The sequence below is a fragment of the Citrobacter sp. wls829 genome (assembly GCF_005280825.1).
Classification (GTDB): Bacteria; Pseudomonadota; Gammaproteobacteria; order Enterobacterales; family Enterobacteriaceae; genus Citrobacter; species Citrobacter gillenii.
Map to the genome: position 1 here is coordinate 37,306 of NZ_SZWP01000100.1, position 17,437 is coordinate 54,742.

At 51.5% G+C, this 17,437-nt stretch carries 11 protein-coding genes and 1 pseudogene; 2 read left to right on the forward strand and 10 right to left on the reverse strand.

The window, feature by feature from the left end:
- Window positions 1-50 precede the first annotated feature (50 nt).
- From pyrG to rlmD, 4 genes are all read right to left on the reverse strand, one after another.
- Window positions 51-1,688: a glutamine hydrolyzing CTP synthase gene (pyrG, locus tag FDW88_RS19070; protein ID WP_096755904.1), complete on the reverse strand. Its 1,638-nt coding sequence runs from the start codon at window positions 1,686-1,688 to the stop codon at window positions 51-53.
- Between the two features lie 224 nt (window positions 1,689-1,912).
- Window positions 1,913-2,704, reverse strand: coding sequence for a nucleoside triphosphate pyrophosphohydrolase (gene mazG / locus FDW88_RS19075; RefSeq protein ID WP_137363162.1), 792 nt, complete (start codon window positions 2,702-2,704; stop codon window positions 1,913-1,915).
- 95 nt (window positions 2,705-2,799) lie between these two features.
- Complete coding sequence (gene relA, locus FDW88_RS19080) at window positions 2,800-5,034, reverse strand: GTP diphosphokinase (RefSeq protein ID WP_115257597.1); 2,235 nt, start codon at window positions 5,032-5,034, stop codon at window positions 2,800-2,802.
- Between the two features lie 98 nt (window positions 5,035-5,132).
- Window positions 5,133-6,431 carry a 23S rRNA (uracil(1939)-C(5))-methyltransferase RlmD gene (rlmD, locus tag FDW88_RS19085; RefSeq protein ID WP_137363163.1) on the reverse strand — a complete coding sequence of 433 codons (1,299 nt, stop codon included), beginning with the start codon at window positions 6,429-6,431 and terminating at the stop codon, window positions 5,133-5,135.
- Between the two features lie 57 nt (window positions 6,432-6,488).
- Between rlmD and barA the strand changes: the two genes are divergently transcribed.
- Window positions 6,489-9,245 (forward strand): two-component sensor histidine kinase BarA, encoded by a 2,757-nt coding sequence (gene barA, locus FDW88_RS19090; RefSeq protein ID WP_135911482.1) that lies wholly within the window; start codon window positions 6,489-6,491, stop codon window positions 9,243-9,245.
- A gap of 42 nt (window positions 9,246-9,287) precedes the next feature.
- Here barA and FDW88_RS19095 read toward each other — a convergent pair whose 3' ends face one another.
- From FDW88_RS19095 to gudP, 4 genes are all read right to left on the reverse strand, one after another.
- Window positions 9,288-10,430: a glycerate kinase gene (locus FDW88_RS19095; protein ID WP_137363164.1), complete on the reverse strand. Its 1,143-nt coding sequence runs from the start codon at window positions 10,428-10,430 to the stop codon at window positions 9,288-9,290.
- 78 nt (window positions 10,431-10,508) lie between these two features.
- Window positions 10,509-11,849, reverse strand: coding sequence for a glucarate dehydratase (gudD, locus tag FDW88_RS19100; protein WP_137363165.1), 1,341 nt, complete (start codon window positions 11,847-11,849; stop codon window positions 10,509-10,511).
- A gap of 21 nt (window positions 11,850-11,870) precedes the next feature.
- Window positions 11,871-13,211 carry an enolase C-terminal domain-like protein gene (locus FDW88_RS19105; RefSeq protein ID WP_137363166.1) on the reverse strand — a complete coding sequence of 447 codons (1,341 nt, stop codon included), beginning with the start codon at window positions 13,209-13,211 and terminating at the stop codon, window positions 11,871-11,873.
- A 2-nt stretch (window positions 13,212-13,213) separates the two neighbouring features.
- A complete protein-coding gene (gene gudP / locus FDW88_RS19110) occupies window positions 13,214-14,566 on the reverse strand; it encodes a galactarate/glucarate/glycerate transporter GudP (protein WP_096755896.1) in 1,353 nt (450 codons plus the stop codon).
- Between the two features lie 288 nt (window positions 14,567-14,854).
- Between gudP and FDW88_RS22760 the strand changes: the two are divergent.
- A pseudogene (locus FDW88_RS22760) lies at window positions 14,855-15,077 on the forward strand (penicillin binding protein PBP4B); the annotation flags it as partial.
- Window positions 15,078-15,140: 63 nt separating this feature from the next.
- Here FDW88_RS22760 and FDW88_RS19120 read toward each other — a convergent pair.
- Window positions 15,141-15,560 (reverse strand): hypothetical protein, encoded by a 420-nt coding sequence (locus FDW88_RS19120; RefSeq protein ID WP_137363167.1) that lies wholly within the window; start codon window positions 15,558-15,560, stop codon window positions 15,141-15,143.
- Complete coding sequence (locus FDW88_RS19125) at window positions 15,538-17,211, reverse strand: hypothetical protein (RefSeq protein ID WP_137363168.1); 1,674 nt, start codon at window positions 17,209-17,211, stop codon at window positions 15,538-15,540. Before FDW88_RS19125 ends, FDW88_RS19120 begins: the two co-directional genes overlap by 23 nt.
- Window positions 17,212-17,437 lie beyond the last annotated feature (226 nt).

The following is a 17,437-nucleotide window of genomic DNA, read 5'->3' on the forward strand; positions in this document are numbered from 1 at the left end:
GACAAACAATGCACCCGGATGGGTGCATTGCCGTTCTAACTTTTTACTTCTTACTTCGCCTGACGCTTCTGATGTTCACTGGCGGCTTTCACAAAGCCGGCAAACAGCGGGTGCCCATCACGTGGCGTGGAAGTAAATTCCGGGTGGAACTGACAGGCCACGAACCACGGATGATTCGGTACCTCAATGATCTCGACCAACTGATCATCACCGGAGCGGCCTGCAACACGCAGACCCGCAGCTTCAATTTGTTTCAACAGCATATTGTTGACTTCGTAGCGGTGGCGATGGCGTTCAACAATTGTCGGCGTGCCGTACAGCTTACGCACCAGACTCTCGTCGTCCAGCTGACACTGCTGCGCACCAAGGCGCATCGTGCCGCCCAGATCGCTCTTCTCGGTACGGACTTCGACGTTGCCGTCTTCATCACGCCATTCGGTAATCAGGGCCACCACCGGGTACTTACAGTCTGGCACAAATTCCGTGGAGTTGGCGTTGTCCATACCCACGACGTTACGAGCAAACTCAATCAACGCTACCTGCATACCCAGGCAAATGCCCAGATAAGGAATATTGTTCTCACGCGCAAAGCGTGCCGTCGCGATTTTACCTTCAACACCACGGTAGCCGAAGCCACCTGGGATCAGGATAGCGTCGAGACCTTTCAGGATCTCAACACCGCGCGTTTCAACATCCTGCGAATCGATCAGCTTGATGTTGACGGTGACACGATTCTTCAGACCACCGTGCTTCAGCGCTTCGATAACTGACTTATAGGCATCCGGCAGCTCAATGTACTTGCCGACCATACCGATAGTCACTTCGCCTGCCGGATTGGCTTCTTCGTAGATAACCTGTTCCCATTCTGACAGATTTGCTTCCGGACAGTTCAAGCTGAATCGTTTACAAATATAATCGTCCAGCCCCTGAGATTTCAACAGGCCTGGAATTTTATAGATAGAATCGACATCTTTCAGAGAAATCACCGCTTTTTCCGGGACGTTACAGAACAATGCAATTTTTGCACGTTCATTAGCCGGAACAGCACGATCGGAGCGGCAAATCAGAATATCAGGCTGAATACCGATAGAAAGCAGCTCTTTTACAGAGTGCTGAGTCGGTTTAGTTTTGACTTCACCTGCCGCTGCCATGTAGGGAACCAGCGTCAGATGCATAAACAGCGTATGTTCGCGGCCAATTTCCACGGCCATCTGGCGAATCGCTTCAAGGAACGGCAGAGATTCGATATCCCCAACGGTTCCGCCGATTTCGACCAGAACAACATCATGACCTTCACCGCCTTCCAGAACGCGTTCTTTGATCGCATTCGTGATGTGCGGGATAACCTGAACGGTTGCGCCCAGATAGTCGCCACGACGTTCTTTACGCAGAACGTCAGAGTAAATACGACCGGTGGTGAAGTTGTTGCGGCGGCTCATTTTGGTGCGGATGAAACGCTCGTAGTGACCCAGGTCCAGATCGGTTTCAGCGCCGTCTTCGGTAACGAACACTTCCCCGTGTTGGATTGGGCTCATAGTACCTGGATCGACGTTGATGTACGGATCCAGTTTCATCATGGTTACATTGAGGCCACGGGCTTCAAGAATGGCTGCCAGGGAGGCTGCGGCAATGCCTTTTCCCAGAGAGGATACGACCCCGCCGGTCACAAAAATATAGTTCGTTGTCATGCTGGACCTGAGAAGTTAGGGTGAAACGATGGAATTACCAAGACGGGAAAGTAGTATACCCGAACATGGCGAGCGCCACAAACTTTCATTATTCCTCCTCTTCACCAGGCTCACATTAACATCGGGAGTGAGAAAATAGCCCCTTTGAGGTAAATGTTTTTGACGTAAATCAATCGCTTGTTATTTAAAAAATCACACAAATCGCCCTTGACCGACGAAACCCCTTAGAGATCAATTTCCTGGCGTTTTACCTGTTGCCAGACTTCTTCCATAGTTTCCAGATCAACACCAGTCATTTCCAGACCGCGTTCAGCAACAATCCGTTCGACTTCACGAAAACGTCGCTCAAATTTTTCGTTCGCTTTCTGTAATGCGGTCTCGGCTTTTGTGCCTAAATGGCGGGCCATATTGACCGTGGCAAACAGCAGGTCGCCCATTTCCTCCTCCAGTTTAGCCTGGTCGACGACGGCCTGCTTCGCTTCGAACATGACTTCGTCGATCTCTTCATAAACCTTGTCGACCACCGGTCCTAACGTCTTCCAGTCAAAACCAACATTTGAGCAGCGTTTCTGGATTTTTTGAGCGCGCATCAGCGCCGGTAAACTACGGGGAATATCGTCCAATGCGGAATGTTGGGCTTTCTGCGCACGTTCTTCGCTTTTAATTTGCTCCCAACGGGTTAACACCTCAGTGCTGTTGCTGGCGGAAACATCGGCAAAAACATGCGGATGACGGCGTTCAAGTTTATCGCTGATGGCCGCACAAATATCATCAAAATTAAAGCGCTCTTCTTCCTGTGCCATCTGCGCGTAAAACACCACCTGGAACAGTAAATCCCCCAACTCTCCACGCAGATCGTCGAAGTCTTCACGCGCAATGGCATCGAGCACTTCATAGGTTTCTTCGAGGGTATAGGGGGCGATGGTGGCGAAAGTCTGCTCTTTATCCCACGGACAGCCGTTTTCTGGGTCGCGCAGGCGCTGCATAATACCGAGCAGTCGGTCGATTTGGTTCATTACAAGATCCTGAAAACGTAGGCCCGATAAGCAAAGCGCCATCGGGCATGGTGATATTGCCGGATGGCGGCACGCCTTATCCGGCCTACAAATGATTAATTACCGTGCAGACGACGCGCGTCGATCACATCCGGCACCTGATTGAGCTTGCCAAGTACGCGCCCGAGCACCTGCAGATTATAGATTTCGATGGTCATGTCGATGGTGGCAAGCTGCTGTTTGGTATCGCTACGACTGGCAACCCCCAGCACGTTCACCTTCTCATTGGCGAGGATGGTGGTGATATCGCGCAATAAACCGCTACGATCGTTCGCCTGGACGCGGACCACCAGCGAATACCCCGCCGAGTAGCTTTCGCCCCAAACCGCATCGACGATACGCTCCGGCGCATGAGAACGCAGTTCTACCAGCTGTTCGCAATCCGCCCGATGCACGGATATACCGCGCCCCTGGGTGATGAACCCCACAATCTCATCGCCAGGAATCGGCTGGCAGCAGCGTGCGATGTGGTGCATCAGGTTACCTACCCCTTCAACCACCACGCGACCATCATCTTTACGGCGGTTTTGTGGCGCATGCGTTTTCTGCTGCAACTGCTTCAGCGCGGCGGCATCCTGCTCGGCGGCGCTCGGCTTGTTAAACTGCGATTGCAGGAAGTTCACCATCTGGTTAAGACGGATATCCCCACCGCCAATCGCCGCCAGCAGCTCTTCCAGCTCGTTAAAGTTGTAGCGCGGCAGCAGATGCTTTTCGGCTTCTTTCAGACTAATGCCTAAGTGCGCCAGTTCATCATCAAGGATTTGTCTGCCCGCGAGGATATTCTTGTCGCGATCCTGCTTGCGGAACCAGGCATGGATCTTGGAGCGCCCACGGCTTGTGGTCACGTACCCGAGGTTAGGGTTCAGCCAATCGCGACTTGGGTTTGGCTGCTTCTGGGTGATGATTTCAATTTGATCGCCCATCTGCAACTGGTAGGTAAACGGCACAATGCGCCCACCAATTTTGGCACCAATACAGCGATGACCGACATCACTATGGATATGGTAAGCAAAATCTAGCGGCGTCGAGCCCGCCGGTAAGTCCACCACATCGCCTTTTGGCGTAAAGACGTAAACTCTGTCATCAAAGACCTGGCTACGCACTTCATCGAGCATCTCACCGGAGTCTGCCATCTCTTCCTGCCAGGCGATCAGCTTACGCAGCCAGGCAATTCGGTCTTCATGACCCGAACGCGCTGCACCTGAAGCGGTGCCTTCTTTGTACTTCCAGTGCGCCGCGACACCCAGTTCGGCATCCTCGTGCATCTGTTTAGTGCGGATCTGGATTTCGATGGTTTTACCACCCGGCCCCAACACAACCGTATGGATTGATTGATAACCGTTGGGTTTGGGATTCGCGACGTAATCATCGAACTCGTCCGGCAGATGCCGATAGTGAGTATGTACTATCCCCAGTGCGGCATAGCAATCCTGTAACCGCTCGGCGACGATGCGCACGGCGCGCACATCGAACAGCTCATCAAAAGCCAGCTGCTTTTTCTGCATTTTGCGCCAGATGCTGTAGATGTGTTTCGGACGACCGTACACCTCGGCCTTCACGCCTTCGATTTTCATCTCTGAACGCAGGTGACCGACGAACTCATCAATGTAGTGTTCTCTGTCGATACGGCGTTCGTGCAACAGCTTGGCGATTCGCTTGTATTCGTCCGGATGCAGGTAGCGGAAGCAGTAATCTTCCAGCTCCCATTTTAACTGCCCGATACCTAATCGATTGGCCAGCGGCGCATAGATATTGGTGCACTCTTTTGCCGCCAGTACACGTTCGTCTTCTGGTGCGTCCTTGACTTCGCGCAGGTGCGCGATACGCTCCGCCAATTTAATGACCACACAGCGGAAGTCGTCGACCATGGCCAGCAGCATGCGACGGACGTTATCAACCTGTTCGGAAGAGACCGAATCGGTATGCGTGGCTTTCAGCTGACGTATCGCCGCCATATCACGCACGCCATGGATAAGATTGACGATTGACTTCCCCGCGTTCTCGCTCAGGATGTCTTCGCTGACCACGTTGGCATCCGCCAGAGGGAAAAGCATAGCGGCTCGCAGCGTGTCCATATCCATACTCAGCATAGAGAGAATTTCTACCATCTCCACGCCGCGCCACAACAGCAACTCCGCATCCGGATGCCCCTGTGTCTGCTGCAGGCAATACGCCCAGGTTTCGGCTAAGCGTTCACACGACTGCTGGCTGGTGATCCCCAGACTGGCGATCCATTTTTTGGGATCAAACTCACCAGCTTTATTAATATGTGCACTTCTTACCGCAACCATCGTCCTCTCCTTAAGGGGCCTGGCCTGTCGAAGTCGACAAGCCGTACCCATTGGGTTTCAGGCTACAGCGCGCCGAAATCCAGTGGGTATAAGATTCATTACCTATGCTCAAACAGGACCATTGACTCCAGGTGTCCGGTGTGCGGGAACATATCGAGCATCGCCAGTCGCTGAATGGTGTATCCCGCGTTGAGTAACGCTTCGCTGTCACGAGCCAGCGTAGCAGGATTACAGGATACATAAACAACGCGACCCGGTTTTAATTTTATAATATGTTGCATCACGCCTGCAGCACCTGCACGCGCGGGATCGAGTAAAACTTTGTCAAATCCGTTCTTTGCCCACGGCTGCCGGGTGACATCCTCCTCAAGATTCTCATGAAAGAATGTCACATTGTGTAATCCGTTATTCAGAGCGTTCTCGCGACCTTTATCCACCAGCGCAGGCACGCCTTCAACGCCCACCACGCTAGCCGCACGGGTTGCTAGCGGCAGCGTGAAGTTACCCATGCCGCAAAACAGATCGAGCACCCGATCTTCAGGTTGTACATCCAGCCATTCCAGCGCTCGGGTAACCATCTGTTGATTTACCCCAGCATTCACCTGGATAAAATCACGCGGGCTGAAGGTTAAACGTAGCCCATTTGAGTCATACCAGGGTGATTCTCCTGAAACGCGTTCCAGTATCTCGCCTTGCGGGGCCAGAAACAAAGACAGTCCCTGAGAATGCGAAAAGCATTCCAGTTTTTCTTTATCAGCAGTATTTAGCGGCGACGTATGGCGCAAAATCATCACCGTGCCGTTGCCAGCCTGCACTAATTCAACATGGCCAAGATGGCGTAACCCTTGCAGACTTTCCAGGCATGCCCTGATATCGGGCAGCAGCGCCTCAAGTTGGGGCACCAAAACGGGGCACTGCTTCACGTCGATAATGTCACTGGAGCCAGATTTACGAAACCCCATCTGCAACTGCTTTTCTTTCGCCCGATAGTTCAGGCTTAAACGCGCACGACGGCGATAGCCCCATGGCGTGTCGGCAATAACCTCTGACACTTCACATTTCATTAAGCGTGACAGCGCCGCGCTTTTGCTACGTTGCTGTAAAGAAATGCTGGCATGCTGCTGCTGGCAGCCACCACATACGCCAAAGTGTGGGCAACGTGGCACTTCACGGTCTGGGCTGCCGTTTAAACGACGTTTGACTTGCGCGCGGGCGAACTGTTTTTTATCTTCGGTAATTGCCACCTCAGCGCTTTCCTGGGGCAGTAATTCCGGTATAAACAGGGCCTTCCCGTTATGGCGAGCGACGCCCTGACCAAAAGGATCGAGGTCATTGACGGTAACGGTTATGATCTGACGCGTCGTCACGCGTCGTTTTGCAGAGTAGAATTGCGCCATCGACGAGAGTTATCTCTATTTAACAGTGTGACCCTAATTGTCCCATAACGGAACTCCATGACCAACTACAGCCTGCGCGCTCGCATGATGATTCTGATCCTGGCACCGACCGTCCTGATAGGTTTGCTGCTCAGTATCTTTTTTGTTGTGCATCGCTATAACGACTTGCAGCGTCAACTGGAAGATGCTGGTGCCAGCATCATTGAGCCACTCGCAGTCTCCAGCGAATATGGCATGAACCTACAAAATCGGGAATCTATCGGCCAGCTTATCAGCGTGCTGCACCGTCGCCATTCCGAAATTGTGCGGGCGATTTCGGTCTATGATGAAAATAATCGGCTGTTCGTCACGTCAAATTTCCATCTCGATCCATCAGAAATGCAGCTGCCTGCCGGTGCGCCGTTTCCCCGAAAACTGAGCGTCATCCGCCAGGGGGATATCATGATCCTGCGCACCCCAATTATATCGGAAAGTTATTCTCCGGATGAGTCTGCAGTCAGCGACGCGAAAAACACAAAAAATATGCTGGGGTACGTGGCGCTTGAGTTAGATCTTAAATCGGTGCGGCTACAGCAGTACAAAGAAATCTTTATTTCAACCGTGATGATGCTGTTTTGCATCGGTATTGCATTAATTTTTGGCTGGCGTCTGATGCGCGACGTGACCGGCCCTATCCGCAACATGGTGAATACCGTTGACCGGATACGACGAGGGCAGCTCGACAGTCGAGTAGAAGGCTTCATGCTGGGCGAGTTGGATATGCTGAAAAACGGCATCAACTCGATGGCGATGTCGCTGGCGGCCTACCATGAAGAGATGCAGCACAATATCGATCAGGCCACATCTGACCTACGCGAAACGCTGGAGCAGATGGAGATCCAGAACGTTGAGCTGGATCTGGCGAAGAAACGCGCTCAGGAAGCGGCGCGTATCAAATCCGAGTTTCTGGCAAACATGTCGCATGAGCTGCGTACGCCGCTCAATGGCGTGATTGGCTTTACCCGCCTGACGCTAAAAACCGAGTTGAACACCACCCAGCGCGATCACCTGAATACCATTGAACGCTCCGCCAACAATTTGCTGGCCATCATCAACGACGTGCTCGACTTCTCCAAACTGGAAGCAGGCAAGTTGATTCTGGAAAGTATCCCGTTCCCGCTACGTAGCACGCTGGACGATGTGGTGACGCTGTTGGCGCACTCCTCCCATGATAAAGGGCTGGAGCTAACGCTCAATATTAAGAACGACGTGCCAGACAATGTGATTGGCGATCCACTGCGTTTGCAGCAGGTCATCACCAATCTGGTCGGCAATGCCATCAAATTTACCGAGAGCGGCAATATCGATATTCTGGTGGAGAAACGCGCCCTCAGTAACACCAAAGTGCAGATTGAAGTGCAAATCCGCGATACCGGTATCGGCATTCCGGAACGCGATCAGTCGCGCCTGTTCCAGGCCTTCCGCCAGGCGGATGCCAGTATTTCGCGACGCCACGGCGGCACCGGGCTGGGCCTGGTGATTACGCAAAAACTGGTCAACGAAATGGGCGGGGATATCTCCTTCCACAGTCAGCCCAATCGTGGATCAACCTTCTGGTTCCACATCAGCCTTGACCTCAATCCTAACGTACTCAGTGAACGCTCACCTACCCGCTGTCTGGCCGGGAAACGACTAGCCTACGTAGAACCCAACGCCAATGCGGCACAATGTACGCTGGATATCCTGAGCGAAACGCCGCTGGAGGTGATTTATAGCCCGTCATTCTCCGCGTTGCCGGCAGAACACTACGATATTCTGCTGCTTGGCGTACCGGTGACGCTGCGCGAACCGCTCACCATGCAACATGAACGGCTGGCAAGCGCCCGGGCAATGACCGACTTCTTGTTACTGGCGCTGCCTTGCCATGCGCAGATTAACGCTGAGAAATTAAAACAAGGCGGCGCTGCGGCGTGTCTGTTAAAACCGCTCACGTCAACCCGCCTGCTGCCTGCCCTGACGGAGTATTGTCATCGGAACCAAAGCAACGAGCCGTTGCTGGTCGACGAGAGCAAAATTGCGATGACCGTCATGGCGGTAGATGACAACCCGGCGAATCTCAAACTGATCGGCGCATTACTGGAGGATAAGGTACGCCACGTCGAACTTTGCGACAGCGGGCATCAGGCGGTGGATCGCGCCAAACAGATGCAGTTTGATCTGATTTTGATGGATATTCAGATGCCGGATATGGACGGTATTCGCGCCTGTGAACTAATCCATCAACTCCCTCATCAACAGCAGACGCCGGTGATTGCGGTTACCGCGCACGCCATGGCCGGGCAAAAAGAGAAACTCCTCAGCGCCGGGATGACTGACTATCTGGCAAAACCGATTGAAGAAGAGAAGCTGCACAATCTGCTGCTGCGCTACAAACCTGGTACTGGTACAGCCATCCGGGCTATTGCCACAGAGCCTCTTGAGCCGGTGGTCAACCCGAACACGACGCTCGACTGGCAGCTGGCGTTGCGGCAAGCCGCCGGAAAAAATAATCTGGCGCGCGATATGCTGCAAATGCTGATCGATTTTCTGCCGGAGGTGCGTAATAAAATCGAGGAACAGCTGGTCGGTGAAAACCCGGAAGGGCTGGTCGATTTGATCCACAAACTGCACGGTAGTTGCGGCTACAGCGGCGTTCCACGCATGAAGAACCTGTGCCAGCTCATCGAACAACAACTGCGCAGTGGAACCCAGGAAGAAGATCTAGAGCCTGAGTTTTTAGAGCTGCTTGATGAGATGGACAACGTGGCACGCGAAGCGAAACGGATATTGGGGTGATGTTCGCCGGATGCGGCGTAAACGCCTCATCCGGCCTACAACTCAGCGTAACTGCAGCCCTGCATTGAGGGTTGCAGCCACGTTGCGTGCCGTCATGCGGACATTTTCTTTCGCATTCTTCAGCGCATCTTCCAGCGTACAGATGGTATAAATCACGCTAAAAACAGCATCAATACCATGGTCATGCACAATGCCCACATCCGGGGTCAGGCTGCCGGCAATACCGATAACCGGTTTGTTATAACGCTTCGCAACGTTCGCTACACCAACGGGGACTTTGCCATGTATGGTCTGGCTGTCGATACGCCCTTCACCGGTCACCACTAAATCGGCATCTGCGACCCAGGCATCAAGATGTAACGCATCGGTCACGATCTCAATACCGCTACGCAACTGCGCGCCGCAAAATGCATACAGTGCCGCGCCCATGCCCCCGGCGGCACCGCCGCCAGCCAGTTCCAGAACGTTAACGTCCAGATCGCGGGAGATCAGCTGAGCATAATGGGTTAACGCTCGATCCAAACGGGCAACCACTTCTGGCGTGGCCCCTTTTTGCGGGCCGAATACCGCCGACGCGCCCTCTTTACCGGTAAGCCGGTTCGTCACGTCGCAGGCTACTTCGATTTGACACGCGGCAAGGCGCGCATCTAACTGCGAGATATCAATCCTGGCAAGCGCTTCCAGCCCCGCACCACCATGGGCAATATCGTTATTCTGCGCATCCAGTAATCTTGCACCCAGCGCCTGCACCATCCCCGCGCCGCCATCGTTGGTTGCGCTACCGCCAATGCCAATGACGATATGCTCTACGCCCGCGTCCAGCGCGTGACGTATCAGCTCTCCAGTTCCCCTGGAGGTGGTTTTTAGCGGGTCACGTGAATCCAAGGGTACCAGCGCCAGCCCGCTGGCTGCAGCCATCTCAATAAATGCCGAGCGCGCATCTCCCGATAAACCATAAAATGCCTGAACACTGCTCCCCAGAGGGCCTGTAACATCAACATGAACAAGGCGTCCTGCGGTTGCGGCAACCATCGCTTCAACCGTTCCCTCGCCGCCATCGGCAACCGGGATCTTGACGTAATCCGCATCAGGCCAGATCTCACGAAAACCCTGCTCAATCGCAGTTGCTACCTCAAGCGCACTCAGACTCTCTTTGTAAGAGTCCGGAGCAATGACTATTTTCATAAGCCGTCCTTATGCATGTTGATTCTGTTAATCATACACCTGAAGAAGTGCCGGTTCCTGTCAGAACCGGCATAACGCTTAGCGAACCATGCACGGGCGCTTGTTATCAAACGTCCAGTTCGGGATCAGGTATTGCATTCCCATGGCATCATCACGCGCACCCAAGCCGTGTTGCTGATACAGTTCGTGGGCTTTCATTACCTGATCCATATCGATCTCTACACACAGACCCGGTTTTGCCGGAACCTGTACCATGCCGCCTTTGATTTCAAACGGCTCCTTGGTCAGGCGCTGATTGCCTTCCTGCCAGATCCAGTGGGTATCGATGGCGGTGACCTTGCCCGGTGCCGCTGCCGCCACATGAGTGAACATCGCCAGCGAGATATCAAAGTGGTTGTTGGAGTGTGAGCCCCAGGTCAGACCGAACTCATGGCACATCTGCGCCACACGCACCGAACCCTGCATGGTCCAGAAATGCGGGTCCGCCAGCGGGATATCAACGGATTGCAGCGACAGCGTATGTCCCATCTGACGCCAGTCAGTAGCAATCATGTTGGTGGCCGTCGGCAGCCCGGTCGCGCGACGGAATTCCGCCATCACTTCACGCCCGGAGAAGCCCTGTTCGGCACCGCACGGATCTTCTGCATAGGCCAGAGAGCCTTTCAGATATTTACCGATGCTAATGGCTTCATTGAGCGACCACGCACCGTTAGGATCCAGCGTCACTCGTGCCTGTGGGAAGCGTTTCGCCAGCGCCACAATCGATTCCGCCTCTTCTTCCCCTGCCAGCACACCGCCTTTCAGTTTAAAGTCGTTGAAACCATATTTCTCATACGCTGCTTCCGCAAGACGCACCACCGCATCCGGGGTCATTGCTTCTTCATGACGCAGGCGATACCAGTCACATTTTTCATCTGGCTGGCTCTGATACGGCAGCGGCGTCGCTTTACGGTTGCCGACGAAGAACAAATAGCCGAGCATTTCGACTTCGCTACGTTGCTGTCCATCACCCAGCAGAGACGCGACGTTGACGCCCAGATGCTGGCCCAGCAGATCAAGCATTGCCGCTTCAATGCCGGTAACCACATGAATAGTGGTACGCAGATCGAAGGTCTGCAAACCGCGCCCGCCGGCATCGCGATCGGCAAACTGGTTACGTACCGCGTTCAGCACGTTTTTATATTCGCCGAGCGTTTTACCCACTACCAGCGGAATCGCATCTTCCAGGGTCTGGCGGATTTTCTCGCCGCCAGGGATTTCGCCGACACCAGTATGACCAGAGTTATCTTTGATAATCACAATATTACGTGTGAAGAACGGGGCATGTGCGCCGCTCAGGTTCATCAGCATACTGTCGTGGCCCGCAACCGGGATCACCTGCATGGCGGTAACAACGGGGGTCGTAAATTGTGTGCTCATAATAAAGTCCTTATTCAAAATCTAGTGGCGGCCGAAAACGGGGCGTTTACGGTCGAAGGTCCATCCAGGGATCAGGTACTGCATCGGACCCGCATCATTACGCGCGCCGCCGGGCAGTCTCTTGTAGGCTTCATGGGCCTTGTTAACCTGTTCCCAGTCCAGCTCCACGCCCAGCCCAGGGGCGTCCGGAACCGCAATTTTTCCGTGCTTAATCTCCAGCGGATGTTTGGTCAGGCGGCAATCGCCCTCCTGCCAGATCCAGTGGGTATCAATCGCCGTCGGCTTGCCGGGCGCAGCAGCGCCCACATGGGTAAACATCGCCAGCGAAATATCGAAGTGGTTGTTCGAGTGACAGCCCCAGGTCAGCCCCCAGTCGTCGCACAACTGTGCCACGCGCACCGCACCAGAAAGCGTCCAGAAGTGCGGATCGGCCAGCGGAATATCGACGGAGTTCAGCATCACCGCGTGGCCCATTTCGCGCCAGTTAGTGGCGATCATGTTGGTCGCCACAGGTAGACCAGTCGCGCGGCGGAATTCTGCCATCACTTCGCGACCCGAGAACCCTTGTTCCGCACCGCACGGATCTTCAGCGTAGGTCAGCACATCGTTCAGCCCTTTGCACAATGAGATAGCTTCATCCAGCAGCCAGGCGCCGTTAGGGTCGACCGTAATACGTGCATCCGGGAAACGTTTTTTCAGCGCACGGGCGGTCTCAATTTCCTGCTCACCGGGTAGCACGCCGCCCTTGAGTTTGAAATCTTTAAAACCGTAGCGGTCCTGAGAGGCCTCCGCCAGGCGCACAACCGCCTCGCTGTTCATCGCTTGCTGATGACGCAGGTGATACCAGTCATGGTTGCCCGGCGTCGTCTCCAGATACGGCAAATCTGTCTTCGTGCGATCGCCTACGTAGAACAGATAGCCCAGCACGGTTACCGCATCGCGCTGCTTGCCCGGCCCTAACAGTTCACAGACCGGCACGTTGAGCGCTTTGCCCAGCAGGTCGAGCAGCGCTGCTTCCAGCGCAGCTACCGCATTAACCCGCAGCTCAAAGGTCCAGGCGCCTTTACCGAAGGTGTCAAAGTCAGCGGCCTGGTTGCCTTTATGCACCTGCTGCACCACTTTGTTCAGACGGGCGACTTCCTGGCCTAATACCATCGGGATGGCGTCAAGGAGCGTCTGATAAATCACTTCACCGCCCGGCGCTTCACCGACGCCGGTATTCCCGGCGTTGTCGGTCAGTACCACGATATTGCGGGTAAAATACGCGTTATGCGCACCGCCGATGTTGAGCAGCATGCTGTCATGACCGGCTACCGGAATAACCTTCATGTCGGTGATAACGGGACTCGATTGTGTTGTCATCGTCATTGCCCTGCCACAGGTTTCAGTTCGATACGCTTAATATCGCCCACCAGCACCAGATAGCTCAGCACCGCAATCAGCGCATGCACCCCAACGTAAATCAACGCACCGTTAAACGAACCGGTGGTGCCCACGATGTAGCCAATCGCAATCGGCGTGACGATACCGGAAATATTGCCGAACATATTGAACAGACCGCCGCTCAGGCCGCTGATCTCTTTCGGCGCAGTATCTGCCATCACTGCCCAGCCGAGCGCACCAATGCCTTTCCCGAAGAAGGCCAGCGCCATAAAGCCAATAATCATCCATTCAACGTCGACGTAGTTACAGAACACCATCACCATCGACAACAGCATACCCATCACGATCGGCGTTTTACGCGCAATATTCAGCGATCCGGTACGACGCATCAGCCAGTCGGAAATAATCCCGCCGAGCACGCCGCCCACAAAGCCGCAGATAGCCGGAACCGACGCCACAAAACCGGCCTTCAGAATCGACATGCCGCGCGCCTGCACCAGGTAAACCGGAAACCAGGTGATAAAGAAGTAGGTCAGCGCGTTAATGCAATACTGGCCGATGTAGATCCCCACCATCATGCGCGAACCAATCAACTGCTTAATTTGTCCCCACTTCACGCTGAACGGGACTTTCGTTTTCGCTGCCGCCTGATCCATGTTGATCAGCGCGCCACCAGCGGCGATGTAATCCAGCTCTTTTTGGTTCACGCCCGGGTGCTGGTTAGGTTCGTGAATTACTTTCAGCCAGACGAAGCTGATAACGATCCCGAGGCCGCCCATAAAGAAGAACACGTGCGACCAGCCCACTTCGTGAGTCAGCCAACCCATGATCGGCGCGAAGATAACGGTGGCAAAGTACTGTGCGGAGTTAAAAATCGACACCGCCGTGCCCCTCTCCTGCGCCGGGAACCACGCCGCCACAATGCGACTATTGCCGGGGAAGGAAGGCGCTTCGGCTAAACCGACAAGGAATCGCAACGTAAACAGCGCGATGATAATGCCAAAGCCGCTGAAGATATCGACGAAGCCTTGCAGCAGGGTAAACAGGGACCAAATAAAGATGGACCAGAAGTAGACACGTTTAGAACCAAAGCGGTCGAGCAACCAGCCGCCGGGGATCTGGCCGATAACATAGGCCCATGAGAATGCAGAGAAAACGTAACCCATACCGACAGCATCGAGGCCAATATCTTTGGCCATCTCCGAACCGGCAATGGATAAGGTGGCGCGGTCGCCATAGTTGAAGGATGTGACGATAAACAGCATCACCACTATCCAGTAGCGAGCATTAGTGCGCTTTTCCGCGCCGCTCGCCGCCTGACTTAATGAACTCATTGTTGCACTCCTGAATCGTGGCTTGCGCCAGTTCATTCTGTACAGCACCTGTAGGGCGATCAGAATGAGGGGTTAGTGTGTGGCAGTTTTGGTACAGCTCGGGCCGTTTTATTGTGACTCTCTGCCTTGTTAGTAACTGACGGGAAAAGTATAGGGAGGAGTACCTCTTTCCCTCACCGTGCAAAAACACAACATTGCAGGAGGTGAACGAGGTTGTTTTTGGCATAAGCCTAAGGGAATGGAAGATGCTTCACGGAATTGGCGTTTGGCGGGAATTTTGTGGCCGAGTGGCGTGTAAACGACAACGCATCGATGACTCCATATTTGACCTGTTAAACAGTTCAGAAACGCATGGTCATATAGCCTTGGGCGGAACGCTGACCTCTATCGATTCGATTAACCATATGGCTATCGTGATTCAGGAAACAGACCACATGCGCCAGTTGATTATCCTAAAGTAAATCCAAATATTTTTGTTAGTGGGTTACTACCTGCCGTTAGTTATGGCTAGATTCTTAAAAAACAAATGTGGCATTGAAAAAACAAAAACATAGCCCACATCAAGTGGGCTTTTTCAGTAAAAGAACACGTTCAATAATATAAAGCAAACAAGAACAATGATCTCGACAACCCATAATATAGCTTCAACTTTGAAGCCTGTAGTTAACTCTGAGGGTAGAGTTCGAATAAAAAAATATTCATCAAAGCTCATGCCATAATTAAATATTTTATTATATGGAAGCAAAATGCTAGACATAATAAAATCTACTTTTGCCAAGTAAATTCCCGGCGAGCCAATTAAACTAGCACCTCTTGCCATCCTTGCTGTATAAGGAAGATCCCCAAATTTATTTTCATATAATTTGGCTATTTTGTTATAGTTATCTTTATTGATTATATAAGACATAAAAATCAACATCATCATAATAATAACGAGAGATATAAAAAGACTCATGCCAATTATTTCAAAATTAGTGATTAAATAACTTTTCATATAATAGCACTCCTGCTTCTTCATTAAAGGAATCCGGATTACGTATTATAGAATTTGAGCTATCCACTTTATCATTTATAGTAGCTCCCACTTTTTTCCCGTATCGCTCCCCCCATTTTTCGACAACTTTCCCTCCTGCAATACTTGAAACAATGCCAGTCACCAGACATAGACCGGCTCCAATACCTCCAGCCTCTGATGTAATCAATCCTAAAACCCACGTACAAGCGGCCCTTCCCATAATTCCCCCGGCAGCACCGCCAGCAAGACTTACTGCTTGTTTACCACCAAATTTACTATATTCGACTATAGCCGCTTTTCTACATTCGCTTTCACGCCCTTTTGCGCAAGCTTCGTAAACGTTAGTTGTATAACTCGCAAAATCAAGACCGACTCCTACATAGCCAGTTGCTCTCATTATTTTCACCAGTTTGGCTGACTTTTCTATGTAGCTTGCATACCCCTCAATATCTTTTACTCCTGTTTGATCCCACTTATGCATAATTGATTTGGTTGATAGACCTAATGTCTGCTTTATATCTTCATATTGTTTTAAATTTAACCGTTCTTTTGAAAATCTATTCAAAATACCATCTAATTTCATAAATAGTCGTTCTCGTTGACCAAAAAATTCCTCTCCAGAAATGCGACCGGAATTACTACTATATGTTTTTTTATAAAGCTTTTGTATTTCATTGAGCGTTTTATTTATTTCTTCATAGTACCCACCGCCAGTATCCTTTATGTAACCTAATATATCCCCACTTTGTCCTAAAGCATCGCTATATAATTGCGAAGAAAAAATATCCACGGAAGCTCTGTTTTCATGTAACACACGAGCTTCTGGCAGTGTTAATGGTGCAAGTGCTTTATCAATTCGATCACGCGCTTTTAGTAATGATTCAATCTGTTGCTGATCTTGCTTTTCAGGATCAACTACAAGCAGAATTGAACCCGGCTGTTTTTTCATATCTGGATTGAGCTTGTGGTATAACTCACGAGTACCATCCGGAGGGTTAATGAAAAACAAATTTTCGAAAGATGATGGTGTGGCCTCATAGGGCAGTATACAAAATCCTGCATCTACAGGTTCGCGGGGTGATGTATCCTCCTCAACTGGACAGGATGGCCTTAGTGCTACGGTAAGCGGTTTTGGTATTGGTTCAATATAACCAGGTGCGCCATACTGACCCCTTTGCGTGGGTCCTGGTTTTCTTCCCTGTTCTCTGTCGAGTGTTTCCTGATAAGCTCTTCTTACGCTTTCTTCGAAGATGCTGTCGAATACATCAGGCATAAATGGTTCATAAACTAACTCCCCGTCTTCATCAAAATAAAAAGGATTTCGGTTCCAGGACCAATGCTCATCATAATCAACCGCAATTATCCAGCCCAGTATTAATTTGTGTTGAATCTCATCATAAATGGGATTACATCTACTAATGGGGGGTCTTTCATATGCACTGGAATAATAACGGTTTACATTCCATTTTATCTGTGGCATGCCAAAAAAAGTTGAGTGATCATTTTTATTGCCATCAAGTTCATAGTATACCCTTGCTAACCTAAGACCTTCTTTAGGTGACAGTATTTGTTCAAAGTCTTCTAATCTGGCATTTCGGCTAAAATCCGGGGTGTTATATAAAGAAAACAATTTGCATTCCTTAGATTAATAATTCCCTGTTGCTATTCTTTCAACTTTATTCATTCACAACATCTATATTGCGGACCTATCTTTTTATTAAAGCATGATATGATATCACTTGTTAGTGTTTTTGATCTCATAAACAACAAAAGAACCCGTATTTAATTTTTATAAATCTTGGTAATAAATAAAACCATACAGTTATATAAACAATACAAATAAATTAAAGCGAACT

What these genes read in the sequence shown, in the direction of transcription:
- pyrG (WP_096755904.1), bottom strand. Translation starts at nt 1,688, where the DNA reads ATGACAACGAACTATATTTTTGTGACCGGCGGGGTCGTATCCTCTCTG.
- mazG (WP_137363162.1), bottom strand. Translation starts at nt 2,704, where the DNA reads ATGAACCAAATCGACCGACTGCTCGGTATTATGCAGCGCCTGCGCGAC.
- relA (WP_115257597.1), bottom strand. Translation starts at nt 5,034, where the DNA reads ATGGTTGCGGTAAGAAGTGCACATATTAATAAAGCTGGTGAGTTTGAT.
- rlmD (WP_137363163.1), bottom strand. Translation starts at nt 6,431, where the DNA reads ATGGCGCAATTCTACTCTGCAAAACGACGCGTGACGACGCGTCAGATC.
- barA (WP_135911482.1), top strand. Translation starts at nt 6,489, where the DNA reads ATGACCAACTACAGCCTGCGCGCTCGCATGATGATTCTGATCCTGGCA.
- FDW88_RS19095 (WP_137363164.1), bottom strand. Translation starts at nt 10,430, where the DNA reads ATGAAAATAGTCATTGCTCCGGACTCTTACAAAGAGAGTCTGAGTGCG.
- gudD (WP_137363165.1), bottom strand. Translation starts at nt 11,849, where the DNA reads ATGAGCACACAATTTACGACCCCCGTTGTTACCGCCATGCAGGTGATC.
- FDW88_RS19105 (WP_137363166.1), bottom strand. Translation starts at nt 13,211, where the DNA reads ATGACAACACAATCGAGTCCCGTTATCACCGACATGAAGGTTATTCCG.
- gudP (WP_096755896.1), bottom strand. Translation starts at nt 14,566, where the DNA reads ATGAGTTCATTAAGTCAGGCGGCGAGCGGCGCGGAAAAGCGCACTAAT.
- FDW88_RS19120 (WP_137363167.1), bottom strand. Translation starts at nt 15,560, where the DNA reads ATGAAAAGTTATTTAATCACTAATTTTGAAATAATTGGCATGAGTCTT.